Origin of the sequence: Anaerotruncus rubiinfantis, from assembly GCF_900078395.1 — a bacterium.
Taxonomy (GTDB): Bacteria; Bacillota; Clostridia; order Oscillospirales; family Ruminococcaceae; genus Anaerotruncus; species Anaerotruncus rubiinfantis.
Map to the genome: position 1 here is coordinate 53,059 of NZ_FKLA01000009.1, position 19,911 is coordinate 72,969.

Annotated in this window: 16 protein-coding genes and 1 tRNA gene; 8 read left to right on the forward strand and 9 right to left on the reverse strand. The window is 53.6% G+C overall.

The annotated features are described in order from the left end of the window. The first annotated feature begins 40 nt into the window (after positions 1-40). From BN4275_RS05560 to BN4275_RS17240, 4 genes are read left to right on the forward strand one after another with little or no spacing between them, the layout of a single operon-like run. A complete protein-coding gene (locus tag BN4275_RS05560) occupies positions 41-2,548 on the forward strand; it encodes a YfhO family protein (RefSeq protein WP_242863588.1) in 2,508 nt (835 codons plus the stop codon). Further along, the gene (locus tag BN4275_RS05565) at positions 2,545-3,528 is read left to right on the forward strand and encodes a glycosyltransferase family 2 protein (RefSeq protein WP_066455208.1); all 984 of its coding nucleotides are present in this window, start codon (positions 2,545-2,547) and stop codon (positions 3,526-3,528) included. Before BN4275_RS05560 ends, BN4275_RS05565 begins: the two co-directional genes overlap by 4 nt. Continuing rightward, on the forward strand, positions 3,521-4,408 hold the full coding sequence (locus tag BN4275_RS05570; protein ID WP_066455210.1) for an aldose 1-epimerase family protein: 888 nt from the start codon (positions 3,521-3,523) through the stop codon (positions 4,406-4,408). The genes BN4275_RS05565 and BN4275_RS05570 overlap by 8 nt, the downstream gene beginning before the upstream one ends. Further along, positions 4,405-4,557 (forward strand): hypothetical protein, encoded by a 153-nt coding sequence (locus BN4275_RS17240; protein WP_154018840.1) that lies wholly within the window; start codon positions 4,405-4,407, stop codon positions 4,555-4,557. Before BN4275_RS05570 ends, BN4275_RS17240 begins: the two co-directional genes overlap by 4 nt. Positions 4,558-4,829: 272 nt before the next feature. On the opposite strand, the gene BN4275_RS05580 is transcribed toward BN4275_RS17240, so the two are convergent. The 3 genes from BN4275_RS05580 to BN4275_RS17535 form a co-directional block, all read right to left on the reverse strand. After that, a complete protein-coding gene (locus BN4275_RS05580) occupies positions 4,830-6,410 on the reverse strand; it encodes a B12-binding domain-containing radical SAM protein (protein WP_066455215.1) in 1,581 nt (526 codons plus the stop codon). 270 nt (positions 6,411-6,680) lie between these two features. After that, positions 6,681-8,840, reverse strand: coding sequence for a Tex family protein (locus tag BN4275_RS05585; protein ID WP_066455218.1), 2,160 nt, complete (start codon positions 8,838-8,840; stop codon positions 6,681-6,683). 15 nt (positions 8,841-8,855) lie between these two features. Further along, a complete protein-coding gene (locus BN4275_RS17535; RefSeq protein WP_066455221.1) occupies positions 8,856-9,074 on the reverse strand; it encodes a hypothetical protein in 219 nt (72 codons plus the stop codon). Positions 9,075-9,279: 205 nt separating this feature from the next. Between BN4275_RS17535 and BN4275_RS05595 the strand changes: the two genes are divergently transcribed. Next, entirely contained in the window at positions 9,280-10,362 is a 1,083-nt protein-coding gene (locus tag BN4275_RS05595; RefSeq protein WP_066455224.1) for a glycerol dehydrogenase, read from the forward strand. 26 nt (positions 10,363-10,388) lie between these two features. Next, positions 10,389-10,832, forward strand: coding sequence for a GNAT family N-acetyltransferase (locus tag BN4275_RS05600; RefSeq protein WP_066455227.1), 444 nt, complete (start codon positions 10,389-10,391; stop codon positions 10,830-10,832). 106 nt (positions 10,833-10,938) lie between these two features. Here the strand turns inward: BN4275_RS05600 and tnpA are convergent, their stop codons facing one another. The 3 genes from tnpA to BN4275_RS05615 form a co-directional block, all read right to left on the reverse strand. Next, positions 10,939-11,397 carry an IS200/IS605 family transposase gene (gene tnpA / locus BN4275_RS05605; protein WP_066453539.1) on the reverse strand — a complete coding sequence of 153 codons (459 nt, stop codon included), beginning with the start codon at positions 11,395-11,397 and terminating at the stop codon, positions 10,939-10,941. Positions 11,398-11,576: 179 nt separating this feature from the next. Continuing rightward, the gene (locus BN4275_RS05610) at positions 11,577-14,480 is read right to left on the reverse strand and encodes a diguanylate cyclase domain-containing protein (protein WP_066455230.1); all 2,904 of its coding nucleotides are present in this window, start codon (positions 14,478-14,480) and stop codon (positions 11,577-11,579) included. A 259-nt stretch (positions 14,481-14,739) separates the two neighbouring features. Further along, complete coding sequence (locus tag BN4275_RS05615) at positions 14,740-15,420, reverse strand: Crp/Fnr family transcriptional regulator (RefSeq protein WP_079988109.1); 681 nt, start codon at positions 15,418-15,420, stop codon at positions 14,740-14,742. A gap of 208 nt (positions 15,421-15,628) precedes the next feature. Between BN4275_RS05615 and BN4275_RS05620 the strand changes: the two genes are divergently transcribed. Together BN4275_RS05620 and BN4275_RS05625 are read left to right on the forward strand one after the other, a co-directional pair. After that, positions 15,629-16,108 carry a permease gene (locus BN4275_RS05620; protein WP_199719764.1) on the forward strand — a complete coding sequence of 160 codons (480 nt, stop codon included), beginning with the start codon at positions 15,629-15,631 and terminating at the stop codon, positions 16,106-16,108. Then, positions 16,105-16,659, forward strand: coding sequence for a permease (locus tag BN4275_RS05625; RefSeq protein WP_066455237.1), 555 nt, complete (start codon positions 16,105-16,107; stop codon positions 16,657-16,659). The genes BN4275_RS05620 and BN4275_RS05625 overlap by 4 nt, the downstream gene beginning before the upstream one ends. Before the next feature lie 137 nt (positions 16,660-16,796). Here the strand turns inward: BN4275_RS05625 and BN4275_RS05630 are convergent, their stop codons facing one another. The 3 genes from BN4275_RS05630 to BN4275_RS05640 form a co-directional block, all read right to left on the reverse strand. Beyond that, the gene (locus BN4275_RS05630; protein ID WP_066455239.1) at positions 16,797-18,413 is read right to left on the reverse strand and encodes a SulP family inorganic anion transporter; all 1,617 of its coding nucleotides are present in this window, start codon (positions 18,411-18,413) and stop codon (positions 16,797-16,799) included. A gap of 77 nt (positions 18,414-18,490) precedes the next feature. After that, a tRNA-Leu gene (locus tag BN4275_RS05635) sits at positions 18,491-18,572 on the reverse strand. 54 nt (positions 18,573-18,626) lie between these two features. Beyond that, the gene (locus tag BN4275_RS05640) at positions 18,627-19,895 is read right to left on the reverse strand and encodes a methionine gamma-lyase family protein (RefSeq protein WP_066455242.1); all 1,269 of its coding nucleotides are present in this window, start codon (positions 19,893-19,895) and stop codon (positions 18,627-18,629) included. Positions 19,896-19,911 lie beyond the last annotated feature (16 nt).

A 19,911-nucleotide genomic window follows, 5' to 3' on the forward strand; every position in this document is an offset into this window, starting at 1 on the left:
ATATTTGATGTATGCTTTTACGCGTTTTGGAGGTTTCACGATGCAGCTTCAATCGATCGATGCCCAAAAGGGCGTCTGCCGCAAAGCCTTTTTCCTCGCGCTTCTGACAGCCGCGCTGATCTTTATCCCCTTCATGGTCTACGATAAAGGGTACTTTTTCTTTTTCGGGGATTTCAACGTCCAGCAGATCCCCTTTTACAAACTGGCGCACGAAGCGGTGCGCACCGGGGATATTTTTTGGAACTGGTACACCGATCTCGGCGCCAACTTCATCGGTTCCTACTCCTTCTATCTGCTCGGCAGCCCATTTTTCTGGCTGACCATCCCCTTCCCAACCGAATTTGTCCCACACCTGATGGCCCCGCTGCTGATCTTAAAGCACGCCTGTGCAGCGGCGACTTCTGCGCTCTATCTCAAGCGGTTTGTGAAAACCCGCGAATACGTCGTGATGGGCGCCATCCTCTACGCCTTCTCGGGCTTTGCGGTCTACAACATTTTTTTCAATCACTTCCATGAGGCGATTGTCTTTTTCCCGCTGCTGCTGGTCGGCATGGAGGAATTGGTCACAGAAAACCGCCGCGGCATATTCGCGCTGGCGGTTGCGATCAATGCGATCGTCAACTACTGGTTCTTTATCGGTGAAGTGGTTTTCGTGCTGATCTATTTCGCATTCCGTTCGTTCTCCCGCGACTGGCGCATGACCCTCAAAAAGTTCTTCTGGGTCGCGTTTGAATCGGTGGTGGGCATGCTGCTGGCGATGTTCCTTTTCCTGCCGAGCGCGCTTGCCATCCTGGGCAATCCCCGCACCGGCGGGACCGAACTGCTTGACGGCTGGAATTTCTGGCTCTATTGGCACGCGCAGCTCTACCCCGCTATCATCACGAGCATGTTCTTCCCGCCCGATCTGCCCTCCCGGCCGAACCTCTTCCCTGACCGCGGCGCGAAATGGGCTTCGCTCTCGGCCTGGCTGCCCCTTTTCAGCATGACCGGTGTCATCGCCTATGTCCAATCGAAACGCGACTGGCTGCGAAAAATCCTGCTGTTCTGCCTCGCCTGCGCGCTTCTGCCAGGGCTCAACAGCATGTTTATCATGTTCAACAATTCCTATTACGCCCGCTGGTATTATATGCCCATCCTGCTGATGGCAATGGCCACCATGATCGCGCTCGAAAACCGTTCGATCAATCTTGAGCGGGGATTCAAAATTACCGCGGTGTTCACCGCCGCCGTCACCGCGATCCTGGGGCTTACCCCGATCATCGATTCGGCTGGCAAAGTGTCGCTGGGGCTCACCAAATACCCGGAACGTTTCGCAGCGATCGCCGCCATCAGCCTGCTGGGGCTCGCGGCGCTCATTCTCATCATCCGCCGCTACCGCGAGACAAAGCTCTTTTCCCGGATTCTCACCTGCGCGCTCTGCTTCGTCTGCGTGACCTATTCGATCACCTTCATCGCCATGGGCAAATGCCACTCGGATTATCCGGATTTCCTGCGCGACACGGCGCTCGACGGCCGTTACCAGATCGATCTGCCGCAGGAGCAGTTTGCGCGCGCGGACATCTATCAGGGAATGGACAACCTGGGCATGTACTGGCACCTGCCGAACATCCAGGCCTTCCATTCCATCGTCCCGGTCTCGATCATGGAGTTCTATCCGGATGTCGGAGTCAAGCGGGATGTCTCCTCCAAGCCTGAGACGAAATATTACCAGCTGCGTTCACTCTTATCGGTGCGCTGGCTCTTCATTGCGGATGACAAGGAGGAGCAGGACCCGATGCCGGGCTATTCTTTCTACGACCAGCAGATTGGCTTCAACATCTACGAAAATGACTACTACATCCCCATGGGCTTCACCTACGATTACTATATCACTGAAACCCAGCTCAACACGGTGGATGAGGCGCAGCGCTCCGCGGTGCTCCTGCGGGCGATGGCGCTCGACAAGGAGGACGCCGTGCAAAACGACGACCTGCTCGAGGAAATGCCGCCGGAATATTACGAATATCTTGGGGAAGAGGACTTCTATATCGACGCGGAAAACCGCCGCGCAACAGCCGCCGAATCCTTCGAAATCGACAATCGCGGCTTCACCGCGCAGATCGACCTGCCGCGGGAGAACCTTGTCTTTTTCTCGGTGCCGTACGATAAGGGCTGGAGCGCCACTGTGAACGGCGAGCCCGCAAAAATCGTGCAGGCGAATATTGGATTCATGGCCGTACGCGCGCCGGCGGGCGAAAACACCATCCGTTTCTCCTATATGACACCGGGGCTCCTGCCCGGCATTGCGGGGAGCATCCTAGGAGTCGCCGTGCTGATAATCTACCTGCTCATCTGGAGGAAGCGCCGCCCCGCGCCCGAACCACTGCCGCCGCGCGGCAAGACAAATGGCTTTGATGCGCTGCGTGTGCCGGACGGCCCGGAGCCCGAGTGGATGGAACTGCCCGCGCCGCCCGCCGAATGGTTCGACGAGCATCCGCAATCGCCGCCCGGGGAATCGAAAGGTTCAAAGCAGGACGGCAGTCAACAAAAACGGGAGGGAACCGCATGAACGACATCCTATATCTCGTGATCCCCTGTTATAACGAACAGGAGGTGCTGCCCGAAACAGCGCGCCGCCTGACCGCCAAGCTCGGCGGAATGATTGAACAGGGAACCGTTTCTCCAAAAAGCAAAGTGCTTTTCGTGGACGACGGCAGCCGCGACGCCACCTGGGCGCTGATTGCCGACCTGCATAAGCGCAACCCGCTTTTTTCCGGGCTCAAGCTTTCCCACAATCAGGGGCATCAGAACGCGCTGGTCGCGGGGCTGATGCAGGCAAAGGATTTCTGCGACATCGCCATCTCGATGGACGCCGACCTGCAGGACGACGTGGATGCGATCGACCGGTTTGTCGCTGAGTATCAAAACGGCTGCGACATCGTCTATGGGGTGCGTTCCTCCCGTGCGAAGGACACCGTTTTCAAGCGCACGACGGCGGTGGGGTACTATAAATTCCTCAAATGGATGGGCGTTGAGATTGTGGAAAATCATGCTGACTACCGGCTGATGAGCCGCCGCGCGCTGGAAGCGCTCGCGCAGTATGACGAAGTCAACCTTTTTCTGCGCGGTATCGTCCCGCTGATCGGTTTTCGCACTTCGGTGGTCACCTATGAACGCAGCGAACGATTTGCTGGTGAGTCGAAATACCCTCTCAAGAAAATGCTCGCCTTTGCCATCGACGGGATCACATCCTTCTCGGTCAAACCGATCCGCCTCATCACCACGCTGGGATTCGTGATCTTTTTTGTAAGCTGCCTGTGCCTTTTGTGGCTGCTCATCACCAAGCTGTTCGGTTACACAGTGGAGGGCTGGACCACCCTGATGGGGTCGGTCTGGGCGCTCGGCGGCATTCAGCTGCTCTGCCTGGGAATCCTGGGCGAATATATTGGAAAAATCTATAAGGAAGTCAAGCACCGGCCCCGTTTTATTGTGGACCGTTTCTTAAATACACAGGAGGAATCCAAACAGGAGGTCAATCGCGATGTCTGAAATCATCTTAAAATCCGGCGGCTCCAAAGCGATCTGCAGCACGGTCGGCGCGGAGGTCACATCTTTTATTCCAGCGAACGGCCGGGAATATATCTGGCAGGCTGATCCGGCTATCTGGCCGAACCACACTCCCATGCTGTTTCCCGCGTGCGGGGCCACAATGGACGACCACGCTTATTTTGACGGCGTGGAATATCCGCTCGGCAAACATGGATTTACTCGTAAAATCCCGTTCACCCTTGGTAAACATGGCGTGGATTTCGTAGAATATATCTATGAATCGAATGCGGAAACCCTGCGGCAGTATCCGTTTGAATTTGTACTGCATGTCACGCACACCATCTGCGAAAATGGTTTTTCCACGGTCTTCCTGGTCGAAAACAAATCCGGCAAGCGTATGCCGATGTGCATCGGTGGGCATCCGGGATTCGCGTGCCCCATTTACGACGGGGAAACGTTCAATGACTATGTGCTCAAGTTTGAATACATGGAGGATGGCAAAAATCTGACGATGAGCGACGGCACCTGCATCGACGGGGAGGAATATCTGCCGGATTTTCACAATTCCGACACGCTCGCGCTTGACCACGCGCTCTTTGATCCACGCGACGCGCTCATCTTTGACAACCTCAAATCCCGCGTGGTAAAGCTCCTAAATCCCAAAACCGGTAAGGGCTTTTCATTTGATTTTCATAAATTTGATGTGCTCGCCGTTTGGTCGATCCCGAATAAGAACGGCAATTACCTCTGCCTGGAGCCGTGGTGCGGCATGCCCGCCGTAAAGGGCGAATCAGGCGAATTCTCCGAGAAAAAATACTGCAAATGGATCGAGCCCGGTGAATGCTTTAAGGTCGGGTATTCTCTGGAGGTGATTGAATGATGCACAGTATCGTCTATTCCATCATCCCGCTGCTGCTCACGGGCTTTTTTGGCCTGATCGGGATCGCGGTCACCGCGCTGGCAGTCTACGCCCTGCTGCTCGGGATCAAAATCATGCGCTGGTACATAAAGGAGCATGATATTCACTAGCGTGGAGCTTATGCGCCTTTCACGCGCCCGGAGATACTTTCTTGCGCGCACAAGAAAGTATCCAAAGAATGCGCCCGGGGAGTTCCCCGGGACCCCCATGCGGGCTGTTTCGTTGCCTGCGGCAAAGACAGCCCGCAATCTGCCTCAGACAAAACGCAACTTGCCGCGTGAGAATAAGCACGCGGGACGGGTTTTCGCAACCATTGCGAAAACCGGCTGCGCCGAAAAAGGACAAACCGATTGAAAAAGCCTCCCGCCTGCGGCGGGAGGCTTTATTCGAGTTTTTTCACGGCTGCGCGGCCGAAAAGGTCCCGCTTTGCGTAGTCAAAAACGAGCACAGTCCGGATGGACGGGCGGGACGGGCAGGTCACATCGAACGGAAAGGTTTCCACATGCGCAGCGGGCGGCAGTCCATACTGTGCCGGTCGGGACGGCTCGCCCATCGGACATCCCTTTGGCAGACGGCGGGGCCGTTCATGCAGGCAGAGGTCGTATTTCATCAGCCAGCCCATGATTTCCCGGTCACAGCCCTGCCGGACCGCAAAATCAAGGAGCCGTTCGTAATATTCGTACTTGCCGACCGCACGCGCGGGCATCCCTTCCCCAAGGGCAAGCAGCGTCCAAAACGGCGACACACTGTATTCCAAAAGATAATCGAGCGCATGTGAAAAACGGCCGGAATTGTAATAAGTTTCGGTCATCTCCTCCACCGTTTTGAGCCGCGCAAGCTCCGGGAAGGAAAGTTGTGGCGTGCAGAGCACTTCATAAGGCGGTTCAGCGCTGTGTATGATCCCATACTCCGTCCGCTTTTCATAGAGCGATGAACCCCGCAGCAGTTTGAGAAATCCCAGCTGAAGCTGCTGGGGACGCATGCTGAAAACTTCGTCGTACGACTGCCCGAATCGCTGAAAGGTTTCGAGCGGCAGCCCTGCGATCAGGTCGAGATGCTGGTGGATATTCCCGGCGGCTTTTACAGCGGCAACATTTTCCCGCAGCTTCACAAGATCGGTCGCGCGGCAGATTTTTTGCAGGGCCTGCTCGCAGGTGCTCTGCACACCGATTTCAAACTGAAAAAGCCCGGGCCGCACGGCTTGCAGGAACGCGAGCTGCTCTCCAGTGGTAAGATCGCCGCCCAGTTCCATCTGAAACGAGGTGACGCCGTTATCGTGTTCGGCAAGATACCGCCAGATAGCAAGCGCTCGCCTTGCATCCAGATTAAAAGTACGGTCGACAAATTTCACCTGCATGACCTTTGCGTCAAGAAACCGCTGTAAGTCCCTGTAAACCAATTCGAGCGAACGAAAGCGCGGCGTTCGGTCAGCGGAGGAAAGACAGTAGGAGCAGCCAAACGGACATCCGCGCGAGGATTCGTAATAAAGCACCCTGTTCTGGAGCGCGGCAAGATCGGTATAGGGAAACGGCAGCGCGTCGAGATCGGCAAAGCCGGTCCCGCGGTAAATACCGCGGGGGCGTTTCTCGCCCGCGACGCGCGCGACGAGCGGCTCGCCTTCGCCGCAGATCACCGCGTCAGCCCATGGCATCGCAGTGAGCTGCGTCTGCGGGTCGAACGACACCTCCGGTCCGCCGAGTACGATTGGCGTATCGGGAAAGAGCAGCCGGAAATCCGCCCCCACCTGCCGGATCATCCGGATGTTCCACAGGTAACAGGAAAAAAAGAGTTTGTCCGGTGCACGGGCCACAATGTCGGCAAGGATTTCCCGCGGCTGCTGATTGATCGTGTATTCCCCAATTTCAGCGTCAAAACCGGCAGCCCGCAGTTCATTGCGCAGATAGCGCACCGCCAGATTGGTATGGCTGAATTTGGCGTTAAGCGCCACCAGCAATATGCGCATCGCGCACCCGCCTTTCGTTCGTTTTTAATTACCGCCCCATCCGCTCCGTCGGCAGAAAGAGCGGCGGTGCGGCAAACGTGGCCATCAGCCCTGAGCTGGCCGTTTTGGGGGGGAGCCGGCGCGACGCAGGTCTCGAAGCCTAAGGACGCGGCCGCCGCCTTTGCGAAGCAACCAGCGGCGGCGGGGGTCCAAGGGGTTTCCCCTTGGCGTGTTCTTTCCCCTATTTCTTGCACGAGCAAGAAATAGGGCCCGGGCGCGCGGAGGGCGCAATTACATCTGCTTCGGCTTTTTCATGGTGAGCGAAATACGTTTCTTCTGTACATCCACCGAAATAACCCACACGGTAACGATATCGCCTACCTTGAGCACCTCGCTCGGATGCTTGATATAACGGTTGGTGATCTGTGAGATGTGTACCAGCCCATCCTGATGCACACCGATATCCACGAACACGCCAAAGTCGATCACATTGCGTACGGTGCCCCTCAGCTCCATTCCGGGTTTCAAGTCCTTGAGATCCATAATGTCGCTGCGCAGCATCGGCTGCGGCAGGTCGTCGCGCAGATCGCGGCCGGGCTTTAAAAGCTCGTTTACGATGTCCCGGAGGGTCGGCACGCCGATTCCGCAGCATTCCGCCACCTTCGCCTCGCCCTGGGCCTTCACCTTGTCCGGCAGATCTGAAATCTTATGCCCCGCCACATCCGCAAGGGTGTAGCCGAAACTCTCCAGCACCGTTTTTGCAGCATCATAGCTTTCCGGATGCACGCCGGTATTATCAAGCACATTTTTCGCGTGCGGGATGCGCAGAAATCCTGCGCACTGCTCATACGCCTTGGGGCCGAGCTTCGGCACCTTTTTGAGCTGTGGCCGGGAGGTAAATTCCCCATTCTCCTCGCGGTAGGCAACAATGTTCTTCGCGACCGCCGCCGAAAGTCCCGAAACATATCCCAATAGTGACGCGGACGCCGTGTTTAGATCCACGCCGACCCGGTTTACGCAGTCTTCCACCACGCCCGCAAGCGTCTCGTCAAGCCGTTTGGGCGGCATGTCGTGCTGGTACTGGCCCACGCCGACCGACTTCGGGTCGATCTTCACAAGCTCTGCCAGCGGGTCCTGCAGCCGCCGCGCGATCGAAACCGCACTGCGCAGTGAAACGTCATAGTCCGGGAATTCGGCCGCCGCAAGCTTCGAGGCCGAATAGACCGACGCGCCGGCCTCGTTGACCATCATGTACTGGAGCCCGCAGTCAAGCTCATGGATCATCTCGGCCGCGAAGATCTCGCTTTCCTTGGAAGCAGTGCCGTTGCCGATCGAAAGCACCTGCACGCCGTGCTTTTTGATCAGCGCGCCAAGGACGCGTTTGGCTTCAACGGTTTTGTTCTGCGGCGGGGTCGGATAGACCACCGTCGTGTCGAGCACCTTGCCGGTCTGGTCAACCACCGCGATCTTACAGCCGGTCCGGTAGGCCGGGTCGATCGCGAGCACTGTCTTTCCCTTGACCGGCGGCTGCATGAGCAGCGCCTTCAGGTTCACGCCGAAGTTTTTGATCGCCTGTTCGTTCGCCATTTCGGTGAGATCGGAACGCACCTCTCGTTCAAGCGAAGGATGGATCAGTCGTTTATAAGCGTCCGCGACCGCTTCCTGCACCAGGCCCGTGGTGATGCTGCCCTTTTTGACAAACAACCCGCCAAGCAGCCCGGCGGCATATCCTCCGTCCACCTCAACGGCGACCTTGAGGAATTCCTCCTTCTCTCCGCGGTTGAGCGCCAAAACCCGATGGCTTGGGACCTTGGCAACCGGTTCCGCGTAGTCATAATAGGTGCTGTAGACGCTCTCCTTGTCCGGATCGGCGGCCACGCTGCGCAGGACGGCATTCTTCTGATAATAAAGACGCAGCCGCTGGCGGCCCTCCGCGCTGTCTGACACCTGTTCCGCAATGATGTCGCAGGCTCCCGCGATGGCGTCCTCCGCCGTCGGGATCTCCTTCTCCGGATCGACGAACGGCGCGGCCAGCGCTTGCGCCGTACCGGAGGTTTTGTCCTGTGCGAGGATCAGTTCCGCCAGTGGTTCCAGCCCGCGTTCCTTCGCAATCGTCGCGCGGGTGCGCCGCTTCTGCTTATAGGGGCGGTAGATGTCCTCCAGGCGGGCGAGCGTCTCGGCCGCGGCAATATCGGCGGCAAGGTCCTCGGTCATCTTGCCTTGTTCCGTGATCGAATCGGTGATCTCCTGTTTTCGTTTTTCAAGCCCGCGCAGATATTCGAGCCGGTCGGAAAGTTCCCGCAGCACCTGATCGTCACAGGAACCGGTTTTTTCCTTTCGGTAACGCGCAATGAACGGGATGGTATTGCCCTCGTCGATGAGCGCGATGATGTTTTCCACCAGGTTTTTTGCAATGTTGAATTCCTTTGAAAGGATCGCGGCAAAGTCCATAAACGGTATTTCTCCTTACTTTCGATGTTTCAGCCAGACAATTACGCCGATCACAGCGGCAATCACAACAAGCGCCACTGTCGGCCAAACGGCTGGATTCGTTTTGGTGGCTGTGGTCACAAAAACGGCCGTCGGGCCGTCCGCGCCGCCGATGACGCCGACCGAGCTCGCCTCCCCGCAGCCGGCAAGCGCCAAAAGCAGCCCGGCAGGGAGCAGCCTTTTTAAAAATTGCATGTTGTTTTTCCCTCTTTCCAATGATACGATAGATATATAGTATATCATTTTCGGCCTGTTCTTTCAAACAGCTCAAATTTCACAAAATCGGCGGAATTTCCCCGTACAGTTTGTTGGCTTCTCCATTGCAATTGGCGGCGCATCTATGTTAAACTATTGTCAATCAAAGATGTCCTACCAATTAAAAAATAAAGGAGCGTTCCAAATGGCCAATATCATCATTTCGCCCGGAAAGTATGTCCAGGGAAAGGGCGAACTCAAAAATCTCAAAACCTATGTCGACGCGCTTGGGAAAAATCCGTTTATCCTTGTCAGCGAATCCGGCATGAAGCGCGTGAAGGCCCCGATTGAAGCGGGTTTCGGCGGCAAAGTCACCTTTGAAAGCTTTCGCGGCGAATGCAGCAAAAACGAAGTCGACCGCCTCATCGGCCTGATGGGGGACTGCGACGTGATCGTCGGCGTGGGCGGCGGCAAAATTCTCGACACCGCCAAGGCAGTCGGCTACTACACCAAAAAACCGGTTGCGATCGTCCCGACCATTGCCTCCACCGACGCGCCATGCAGCGCGCTTTCGGTCCTCTACACCGATGAGGGCGTTTTTGACCAGTACCTCTTCCTGCCGCAGAACCCGAACCTCGTGCTCATTGACACCGACATCGTGAGCGCCGCGCCGGCACGCCTTTTGGTGAGCGGCATGGGCGACGCGCTCGCCACCTATTTTGAGGCGCGCGCCACCAGAGCCTCAAATGGTTCCACCTGCGCGGGCGGCAAGGTCACCAAGGCAGCGATTGCATTGGCGCGGCTCTGCTATGAAACGCTGATCGAAGAGGGCTTGCAGGCCAAGCTCGCGGTGGAGCAGAAGGTCTGCACCAAAGCGGTCGAAGATGTGATCGAAGCAAACACCTATCTGAGCGGAATCGGTTTCGAGAGCGGCGGCCTGGCGGGCGCACATGCCATCCACAACGGGTTCACCGTCCTGCCCCAGTGCCACAGCTACTATCACGGCGAAAAAGTTGCGTTCGGCACACTGGTACAGCTCGTGCTTGAAAATGCGCCGTCCGAGGAGCTGGAGGAGGTCATCGGATTCTGCATGGACGTCGGTCTGCCGACCACCCTTGCCGATATCGGCGTCTCCGATCCGGTCGCGGCCGACCTGATGGCGGTTGCAAACGCGGCCTGCGCCGAAGGGGAATCGATCTACAACATGCCGCTGGAAGTCACACCCGAAAAGGTCTATGCCGCCATCCTCGGCGCGGACGCCATCGGCCGGTACTTCAAAGCGGAATAAACGGTTTTCCACCGGGAGGGAGCGGAATGGTTGAAATTTTACCGGCAGCGTCCAGTCAGCTCGAAGAGATCTATCTTCTGATCTGCGAACTGGAGGGCACCCCAGTCAGCCGGAAAGGCTTTTCGGCGTGTTACCGGCAGAACCTTGAAAACCCGCAGGTTCATTATTTCGTCGCCCAGGAGGGCGGCAGGGTGCTCGGCTTTATAAGCCTGCATATCCAGCAGCTTCTGCACCATGCCGCCAAAGTCGCGGAAATCCAGGAGCTGGTGGTGTGCGGGCAGCTGCGTGGACAGGGCATCGGCAAACTTCTGTTTGCCGCCGCAAAAGAGGCCGCTGTGCGGGAAGGCTGCCTGCAGCTGGAGGTCTGCTGCAACAGATCTCGCGTCATGAGCCACACATTCTATCTTCGTCAGGGGATGACCAACCGGCATTTTAAATTCTGTCTCCCGCTGCGGGAGACAAAAGGCTGAATAAGAATCCGCCGGCATAGCCGGCGGTTTTTCTTATGCGGGTATAACCCGCTGTTACTGGCAGCCATTGCAATGGCATATGCGGTCTGACATTTGCAAAAGCTTGTTACTTATTCCCCTTAAAAGGGTCCTCGTATTCTCTAAACGTTAATTGATCCTGTAGTTTATCTTCTTCCAATTGGTTTTTTATGTATTCTGCGATCTTTTTGGCGTTTTTCCCCGCTGTGTCTACATAGTACCCGCGGCACCAAAAAGATCTATTCCCATGCTTGTATTTCAAATTTGCGTGTCGTTCATGAATGATCAAGCTGCTTTTTCCTTTCAGAAATCCCATAAAACTTGATACGCTCATCTTTGGCGGTATTTCTACAAGCATATGGATATGATCCTCACATACTTCTGCTTCTACGATATTTACGCCTTTCCACTCACATAACTCTCTTAATATCTTCCCAATTTCTGCCCTCTTTTCCCCATAGAATTCTTTCCTCCTGTACTTTGGCGCAAACACGATATGATATTTGCAATTCCATCTTGTATGTGCTAAACTTTTACTGTCATTCATTTCGAATGTCCTCCTTTTGGTGTTCCTTGCAGTTGCCAGACCGCAAGCCCATTTTACACCAAAAGGAGTTTTTATCTCCTCCTCCTCGCTAAAGCTTTTTTCATACCACCGACATAGTCGGTGGTTTCTTGACAAACAATGAAACCCCGGCCGGCGTTTTTACGCCGGCCGGGGTTCTTTTATTCTTCCTGTTTCGGATCTTTATACTTTGTGACCTCCACGCAGTTGAGCATGAAATGCTCCCCGGCGCCCGGCCATTTGATCCGGGTCGCAGTGGTTTTGATCCACACGTTGAGACGTTCGTTATAGATGTCCTCGGTACTGGACTCATTCTTCCCCCCAATACCGCTCATCGGGCACTCCCGGCACGGACTCGAAAATCCCCGAAAGGTTTCGTAGCATGGCCTGCCGGACATGGCGTCCGGAAATATCCGGAGAAGCCGTCTGTTGCAGTAAACCAGCCGGTGGGTGTTCTGTTCCACCACATAGACCGCGTTTGGCATCTTATCCAGAAGAGTCTGCAGGGTTTCGATCAGCCGCAGGCGTTCCGCTTCATTGCGCTGGTTGAGCAGGAAGGTGCTGATAATCTCCCCCGCGCTCAGCAGCGTGGAGCGCTCCTCCTCACTGAAGGCACGCTGGCAGCGGTCCTCATCCACCCCGAGGAAGCCGCGGAATTTCCCGCCGGAAACCATCGCGCACTGGATCAGTGAACAGGACCCCACCCGGCGGACAATCGCCTCCAGCGCTGGATCTGCTCCGGAGATATCCTCCAGGAGGAAAACCCCGTCCTCATCGAAGCGCTCCCAGTATTTTCCTAGGCTGATCCCCTGCATCCAGCCCTTCGCGGACGGAAAGCCTTGATCACACCATTCGAAGGTCATCGAGAAGGCGTCGTTTTCCGCATCGTATTCGACAATATAGGACCGGCGGGTATTATAATGCTTACAGAGCAGCTCCAGCACTGCATTGACCGAAAGATCGAGATCCCTGGCATTATAAAGGATTTTGAAAATGTATTCCCCAATGTTTTCGGAAAAAGATTTGGCAAGGTTCTTTTCCTGCGAGAGGCGGGGGGAAAGCGGCTTCACAAGGTTTTTCCACAGGCCCTCCTGATAGACCGCAAACTGGTTCTTCCCCTGATCCTTCGCATGGTAAAGGGCGATATCGGCCCGTTCATACAAGGTGTCGAAGCATCCTCCATCGCGTGGGGAAAAAGCGATACCCACCGAGCCGGAAATTTCACACTGCCTGCCGCCCGAAGAATAGACGCTGCGCACCTGCCTGCAGACCTGCTCCGCTTTTCTGAGCGCCAGTTCTTCGTTCGGGATGCCCTGCAGGAAGATCAAAAATTCATCCCCGCCCAGCCTGCCAAGCACATCGCCTTTGCGGAAAAGGGTGCTCAGACGGGCCGCGGTTTCAGAAAGGACCGCATCTCCAAACAGGTGCCCATAGGTGTCGTTGATCTGTTTAAAATTATCGATGTCCAGCATGAACATCGCGCAGGGTCTCCCTTTCGTATCCCCAAGAATCCGGTCGATCAGCGAGCGGGACGCCGTCCGGTTGAAAAGCCCGGTCAGCTGGTCACGCTCGGCTTTTTTCTGCAGTTCCAAAGCCTGCCTTTTCTGATGGTCGATATCCTTGAGATAGATAAACGCGCAGATATCCCCGCTGACCTCCGACTGGATCAGGTAAACGGTGTTGCACACCCAGATCATCTCGCCGTCATTATCGAGCTGCTGATATTCGCAGGAAACCTCCCGGCGTCCATTGCGAAACGCCTCAAGCAGCGAATTCCGGCCGAGTATATCCATTATGTACTGGCGGTAGTTTGGATGCACCGCCCGTTCCTGCGCCTTGTGGATCAGGCTGGAGTAGTTCTCCATCTCCTTAACGCCCAGCAGATTGGCCCAGCCGGAGGTGATCCGCAAGATTTTATCCTGCGTAAGATTGGCTTCATAAGTATAGATCGCATCTGAAACGAGCGAATCCCGATACTGGCGCTCTTGGATAAACTGCTGTTCACGCTCCTTTTCGGCGCTTACATCCCTTGCGGTCCCAATTGCGCGCAGCGGTACGCCATCCTCATCGAAAACGGTCGAGCTGGTGAGTTCGAGCCATCGGTAATTCCCCGCCGCATCCCTTATCCTGGCTGTACAGGAGGCGGTTTTTTCCCCACGAAGGATCGCTTCGTACATCTTCCGGATTTCCTTCACAGAATCCGGATGAACCGCCCCTGAAGCGATCAGCGATTCCGGGACGTTTGTGTACCGGTTCTGGCCAGCGCTTTGGGAAGCGTCTGCCCGATAGCTCGTTTTTGCCGCGATATCAAACTCCCAGATGGTATTTTTGGTCTGCTGAAGTGCGATGCGGTATCGTTCTTCGCTCAGCCGCAGTTCCTTTTCTGTCTGGACCAGCTCAGTCACATCGGTAGAAATACTGATATAACCGATCTGTTTGCCCTCGGCGTTGTACTGCGGGGTAAAACTCACCCGGTTGATCCGGCCGTCCGGCGTGTATTGAACCGCTGCGGAATCCCCGCGCAGATAACGTTTGATACAGCAATTCTCGGTCCCGCATAACGGCGTCTGAAAAACCGCGCACGGCTTGCCGTATGCTTCGTGCGCTGAAATCCCGGTATCACGCGCCACACTTTGGTTGATAAAAGTGATGCGCAGGTCATTGTCAAGAACGATGATCGGGTTCGGCAGCGCATTGAGCAGGCCTTTATAATAGCTGTCCAGATTGTAATAACGGGTGGCGTCGGAGATCTCACAATAATAAAAATCCACGCCGTCTTCCGTAACCCGCTTTCCCTGGTCGTGCAGCCAGATGGGTTTTCCAGCTTTTGTCTGCACCCGGTAATCGATCGAAAAGCTGTCTGACGACAAAAGCTGCCGGGAAAAATTCTCCCGCAGGGTGTCCAGATCCTCCGGATAGACCATCTCAAAAAAACTGTTGTGAAACTGATCCCGGATTTCTTGGCGGGAATAACCGACCAGCCGCAGGTATTTATCAGAAATATGGACAAATTCACATTTTTCGTTGGCAATGCACTTCTGCGTGCCGATGAAAGCACTTTCCATATGCGATCCTTCCTTCCGCAGCATCCGCCGGTCGCGGTCTGGCCTTTACCGCCGCGCCCCGTTACATATTCTATTTTACGCCACAGCCAATATAAAAACAAGCTATTCACATGATTTCCCTGGCGCCGTAAGTAGGACCGGGTGCAGAAACGCTCCTTTTTTGTCTATTTGCTCACTACGCAAGCCCAAGTGACAGCTTTGCGATGACCCGGACTGGCGATTTGCCCTTATCAGCCAGGGGGTCATCCTGTTTCTATTTTTAAGAGCGCAGTAGAGATTCCAGCAAATCTTTCCGCAGAATGACAATTTTATTTTTGTTCATTTTAATAACGCCCTGTTCACAGAGGAATTTCAGTTCTCTGCTCAGCGATGGACGAGACACATTTAAGTATTCCGCCCATGTTGCTTTAGGAAAAGGAATCATGACTATTTTATCATTTTCTGCCTTAAAGCTATTCAACAGCGAAAACGCTATTTTTTGCTGAATGGAAGAAAAGGAAAATAGCTCAAGTCGTTTTTCAAACTGCCTGATTCTGTTTGCAGAAATCTTCAGCATATTGGAAGCGATGACGGCATTTTTGAACAGCACATCGAAAATATACGATTTGTCAATAAACAGGACTTCACTTTCTTCCTTTGCCAGGACATCGCAAGGATACCGCGGATTGCTTGAAAAAACAATGCTTCCGCCCGTCATTTCCCCCCGTTTTCTATGGAATATACTTACTGTATTTCCATTGGGAAGAATCTTTTTAATTTCCAGGCATCCAAAAACAATAATACCGATACAACTCGATGAATCCCCTGTCTGATAGAGGATTTCGTTCTTTTTAAAACGTTTTTTTGTGCAGTCAATGCGCTGCAAAATATCCGATATGTCTTTTTCTCGAACGCCCTCGAATATAGGACATTCAGATAATACGCTTATTGTGGCGTCCATAGGCTTTAAAACCTTTCAGTTTATTTTTTCGGGTGTATCTGCGGATACATGGGTTAAGGCCGTCCGTGTGGTACGATAACCCTATGATCAGTATAGCATACTGCCTCACATTTAAGTATGCATCCTTTATTGTTCACAGGACAATTGCTTGCAAAATTAAGGTCCCATTCAGAAAATGCTTTTTTGAAGCGGTGAGGAGGGAATCAAAGTGTTTCCTAAAATCCTTTATGCGATTGCGGCGATGTGGCTGATTTTGTCTTTTTTCAAGGACCGCCAAAAGACAAAATCAGCGATAAAAAAGGCATGGGAATCATTCGAAAAAATCCTGCCATCCATTTTGAGCGTACTGCTTTTAATTGGTTTGATTTTGGCGGCACTGGATACGGAGACGATCTCCAAACTTCTCGGTACGGAATCGGGGGCTTGGGGAATGTTTGTTGCTGCTGTGATTGGCTGTGTTACTCTCATTCCCGGATTTGTGGCTTTTCCTTTGGCGGCGTCTTTATTGCGCGCGGGAGCGGGTTATGCACAGATTTCAATTTTCATTTCCACGCTTATGATGGTCGGGGTCGCAACGTTCCCATTGGAAGAAAAGTATTTTGGAAGGCTTACCGCCTTTAAAAGGAATTCCCTGTCATTGGCAATCGCTATTATTACGTCTTGTGTGATAGGGGTGATTATGAGATGACCCGCTTTTCGAAAATTATGTTAAGATATCGGTTTTTTACTGTTTTATTGCTGTTAAATATCGGTTTGTCATTCATTGCTCCTGAAATCGGGAAAAAAACACTGTTGCTTTCTCTTGACAATCTATTGGAAATGCTGTCAATCATCCCACCGGTTTTTATTCTATTAGGCCTGATGGATGTCTGGATTCCCAAAGAAATTATGATGAAATATATGGGTAAGGGCGCAGGAATAAAAGGCGGCGTTTTTGCTTTTGCATTGGGTTCTTTTTCAGCCGGGCCGCTTTACGCAGCATTCCCGATAGCCGCTATTTTTTTAAAAAAGGGCGTTTCTCTCACAAATGTTTTTATCTTCATCGGGGCATGGTCAGCAGAGAAGATACCGATGATGTTGTTTGAAGTTACGCAGTTGGGAGGCAAATTTGCCATATCCCGGTTCGTTTTAAATTTAATTGGAACGATTCTCCTCGCTTTTGTTGTTGAAAAAACGACAAGCGAGGAAGAATATCAAAAAATACTGCAAACAGCCTGTAATCAGCTGGAAGCAAAATGACCATACGTCTATTAATTTTCTGAAAAAACTTCTATGGAAAAATCAGGAAAGACCGGCTGCAATTCCGTTCGAATTGCCGCCGGTCTTTAAAACATCCTTCCGCGGGGAACCGATTCCTTCCAAATCCATTCAAATTTTCATTGATTGAGCGCGCGTTCTACGCTCCAGTAAAAGTTTTCTTGACCGATACAGCTCACGATCCCGCTGCGATCCATGATTTCTTTCACCCCATTCGATACGCCGCAGATATAGACCGGAATCCCTTTTTCCTGAAGGTCCCGCAGCAATTCCAAAAATGCCTGCGCCCCTGATATGTCCATATAAGAAGCCCCACGCATGGAAAACAGAACCGCGGATTTGTCGGACAACCGTTCCGCCATGCTGGTAATTATCTGCGTATTTGCAAAGATAACCGCTCCGGTTATATATACCACCTCCGCATGATCATACACAGGAGAAAGCGGGGTCTTTTGATTTCTCAGCCTACTGGGGTCCACCCGGTCATAATTGACTTCCAGCTTGGACAGGCGGGACACCAATAGAATCAATGCAATCACCACGCCGATCAGGATTGCAATCGTCAAATCAAAAAGAATGGTTGCCGCCATGGTGGCAAGGAACTTCAGGATAGCGCCTTCAAACTTCCGTGAAAAAATGTATTTGATGGTATCCCACTCATTCATTCGCCATGCTGTAACAAGCAGAACTCCCGCCAATGCGGATAACGGGATCTGTGCCATAATAGGACCCAACGCAAGCATGGAGATCAGCAGAATAACCGAGTGGAATATCCCGGTAAGTCTTGTCTGCGCACCTGATTTTATTGCCACGCTTGTGCGTGCAATAGCTGCCGTTGCAGGAATTCCTCCTAACAGCGGCGACAGGATATTGCCGACTCCCTGTGCAACTAACTCACGGTCGTTATTTAAACGCACGCCTGTCATCCGTCCGGCGCTCGCACCGCACAGCAAACTTTCCACCATGCCTAAAGCCGCAACGCTGACTGCCGGAGCAAGAAGGTTTCTGATGCTGGATAAATCAAACTCCGCAAAAGAAAACCGCTCGCTAAGTATCAGCGATGAGGGGATTTCACCCACAAGGTTCACCTTTAAATGAAAAAGCATGACAAAGGCAGTTGCAAGGATAATCGCTATGAGCGATGCCGGAACAACAGCATTCCACTTTTTAGGATAAAACACCATAAACAAAATTACCAGCATACCAATTGCAAGCGATATCCAGTTAGGGGAAAAAGCACCGGAAAAATAGCTGATAAACTTTTCTAATGCTGAATCGCCCGTTGAGGTGACACCAAAAAGATTGTCAAGTTGTCCCAGGGCAATAATAACAGAAATGCCCGAGGTGAATCCCGCAATAACCGGCATGGGAATATAAGCTGTTAAACGTCCCAGATGCAGAACGCCTGCCAAAACCAGCAAAATTCCCGCCATAATGGTAGCGGTAAAAACCCCGGATATGCCATACTGGGCGATAATCGAAATCAGAATCGCTGCCATTGCGCCTGTAGGGCCGGAAATTTGATAAAATGCTCCGCCCAAAAGGCTGATGGAGAATCCGCTTACGATGGCGGTTATCAATCCCGCCGCCGCTGTTGCGCCGCTGCTTACGCCAAAGGCTAAAGCCAAGGGGAGCGCTACTGCCGCTACTGTCATACCGGCCATTAAGTCCTTCATCAATTTGCCGCTGTTGTACCCTGCAAATTCCTTCTTCAAATCCTGCCAATAATTTTTCACTGTCTGTTAACCTTCTTCTTTTATTAGATAGAGCAAAAAAATCCCGAAAGTCCTGATGAATCGGAACTTTCGGGATTTGGTGCGGGAGATGGGACTTGAACCCACACACCGAAGTACCGGCTCCTAAGACCGGCGCGTCTGCCATTCCGCCACTCCCGCATTTTTTGCCGCGACCGCGGCAAAAAATATTATACGCCATTGGTATAAAGCTTGTCAACCATGGATTTCTCCCGCTTCAAGCAGCGACTGCGCCGCCAGGATAATTCCTGTTTTTCCGCTTGGCCAAGTGAGGCCTCCCTGCAGCCAGGCCGCATATGGTTCCCGCATCGGGCCGTCGGCGGAAAGCTCAATGGACGCGCCGAGCGTAAACGCGCCCGCCGCCATGATCACCTGGCTGTCGTAGCCGGGCATGTCCCACGGTTCCGGCGTCACAAACGCGTCGACCGGCGCTCCACGCTGTACGCCTCGGCAAAAGGCGCAAAGGCCATTCGGGGTGCCGAGTTTTACAGCCTGGATAATATCGGCGCGCGGAGCGTCGCAAACAGGAAAAACCGAAAAACCGAAGCGCTCGAAAAGCGCCGCCGCGAAAACAGCGGTTTTCAGGGCGGCGCCCACCACGGTCGGCGCAAAGAACAGCCCCATAAACATGCTGCGCGATTCCCCAAGCGTACAACCGACCTCCTTTCCCACGCCGGGCGCGGTCAAGCGGCAGGCACATTGTTCAATGAGGTCAGCGCGGCCCGCGATGTAACCGCCTGTTTTTGCAATCCCGCCGCCGGGATTCTTGATAAGCGATCCAATAATAAGATCGGCGCCCACCTGGGTCGGTTCTTTTTCCTCTGCAAATTCCCCATAACAATTGTCCACCATAATAATCGCCTCGGGATTTGCCGCGCGGACAAGCTTTGCGATCCGGCCAATTTCATCCACCGAAAGCGATTCTCGCAGCGAATAACCGCGGGAACGCTGCATGTAAGCCACTTTTACGCCCTTGACCGCCTGCGCGATCCCATCATAATCCGGCGTGCCGTCCTTCAGCAGATCGAGCTGCTCATATTGTACGCCAAACTCCTTGAGCGACCCGCTGCCGCCCGGCACAATCCCAAGCACCGGCTGAAGCGTGTCATACGGCGCGCCAGTCAGCGAAACGATCCGATCGCCGGGGCGCAGCACACCGAACAATGCCACGGTCAGCGCATGGGTGCCGGAAACAAAATTGTGGCGAAAAATTGCATCCTGCGCGCCGGTGATCTCAGCAAAGACCTTTTCGATCGTTTCACGGCCGCGGTCATCGTAACCGTATCCGGTCGAACCGGCGAAATGGCTTTCGCTCACACCATGTTTGATAAAAGCCGAAAGCACCTTGCAGGCATTATATTCGGTGATCCGGTCAATCCTGGCGAAAGCTTCCCGGCAGCGTTCTTCCGCAGCCTCTGCTTCCTTCATAATCATTGGATCGACCTTAAAAAACTGTTCTACCATGTTCTCTCTCCTAAGC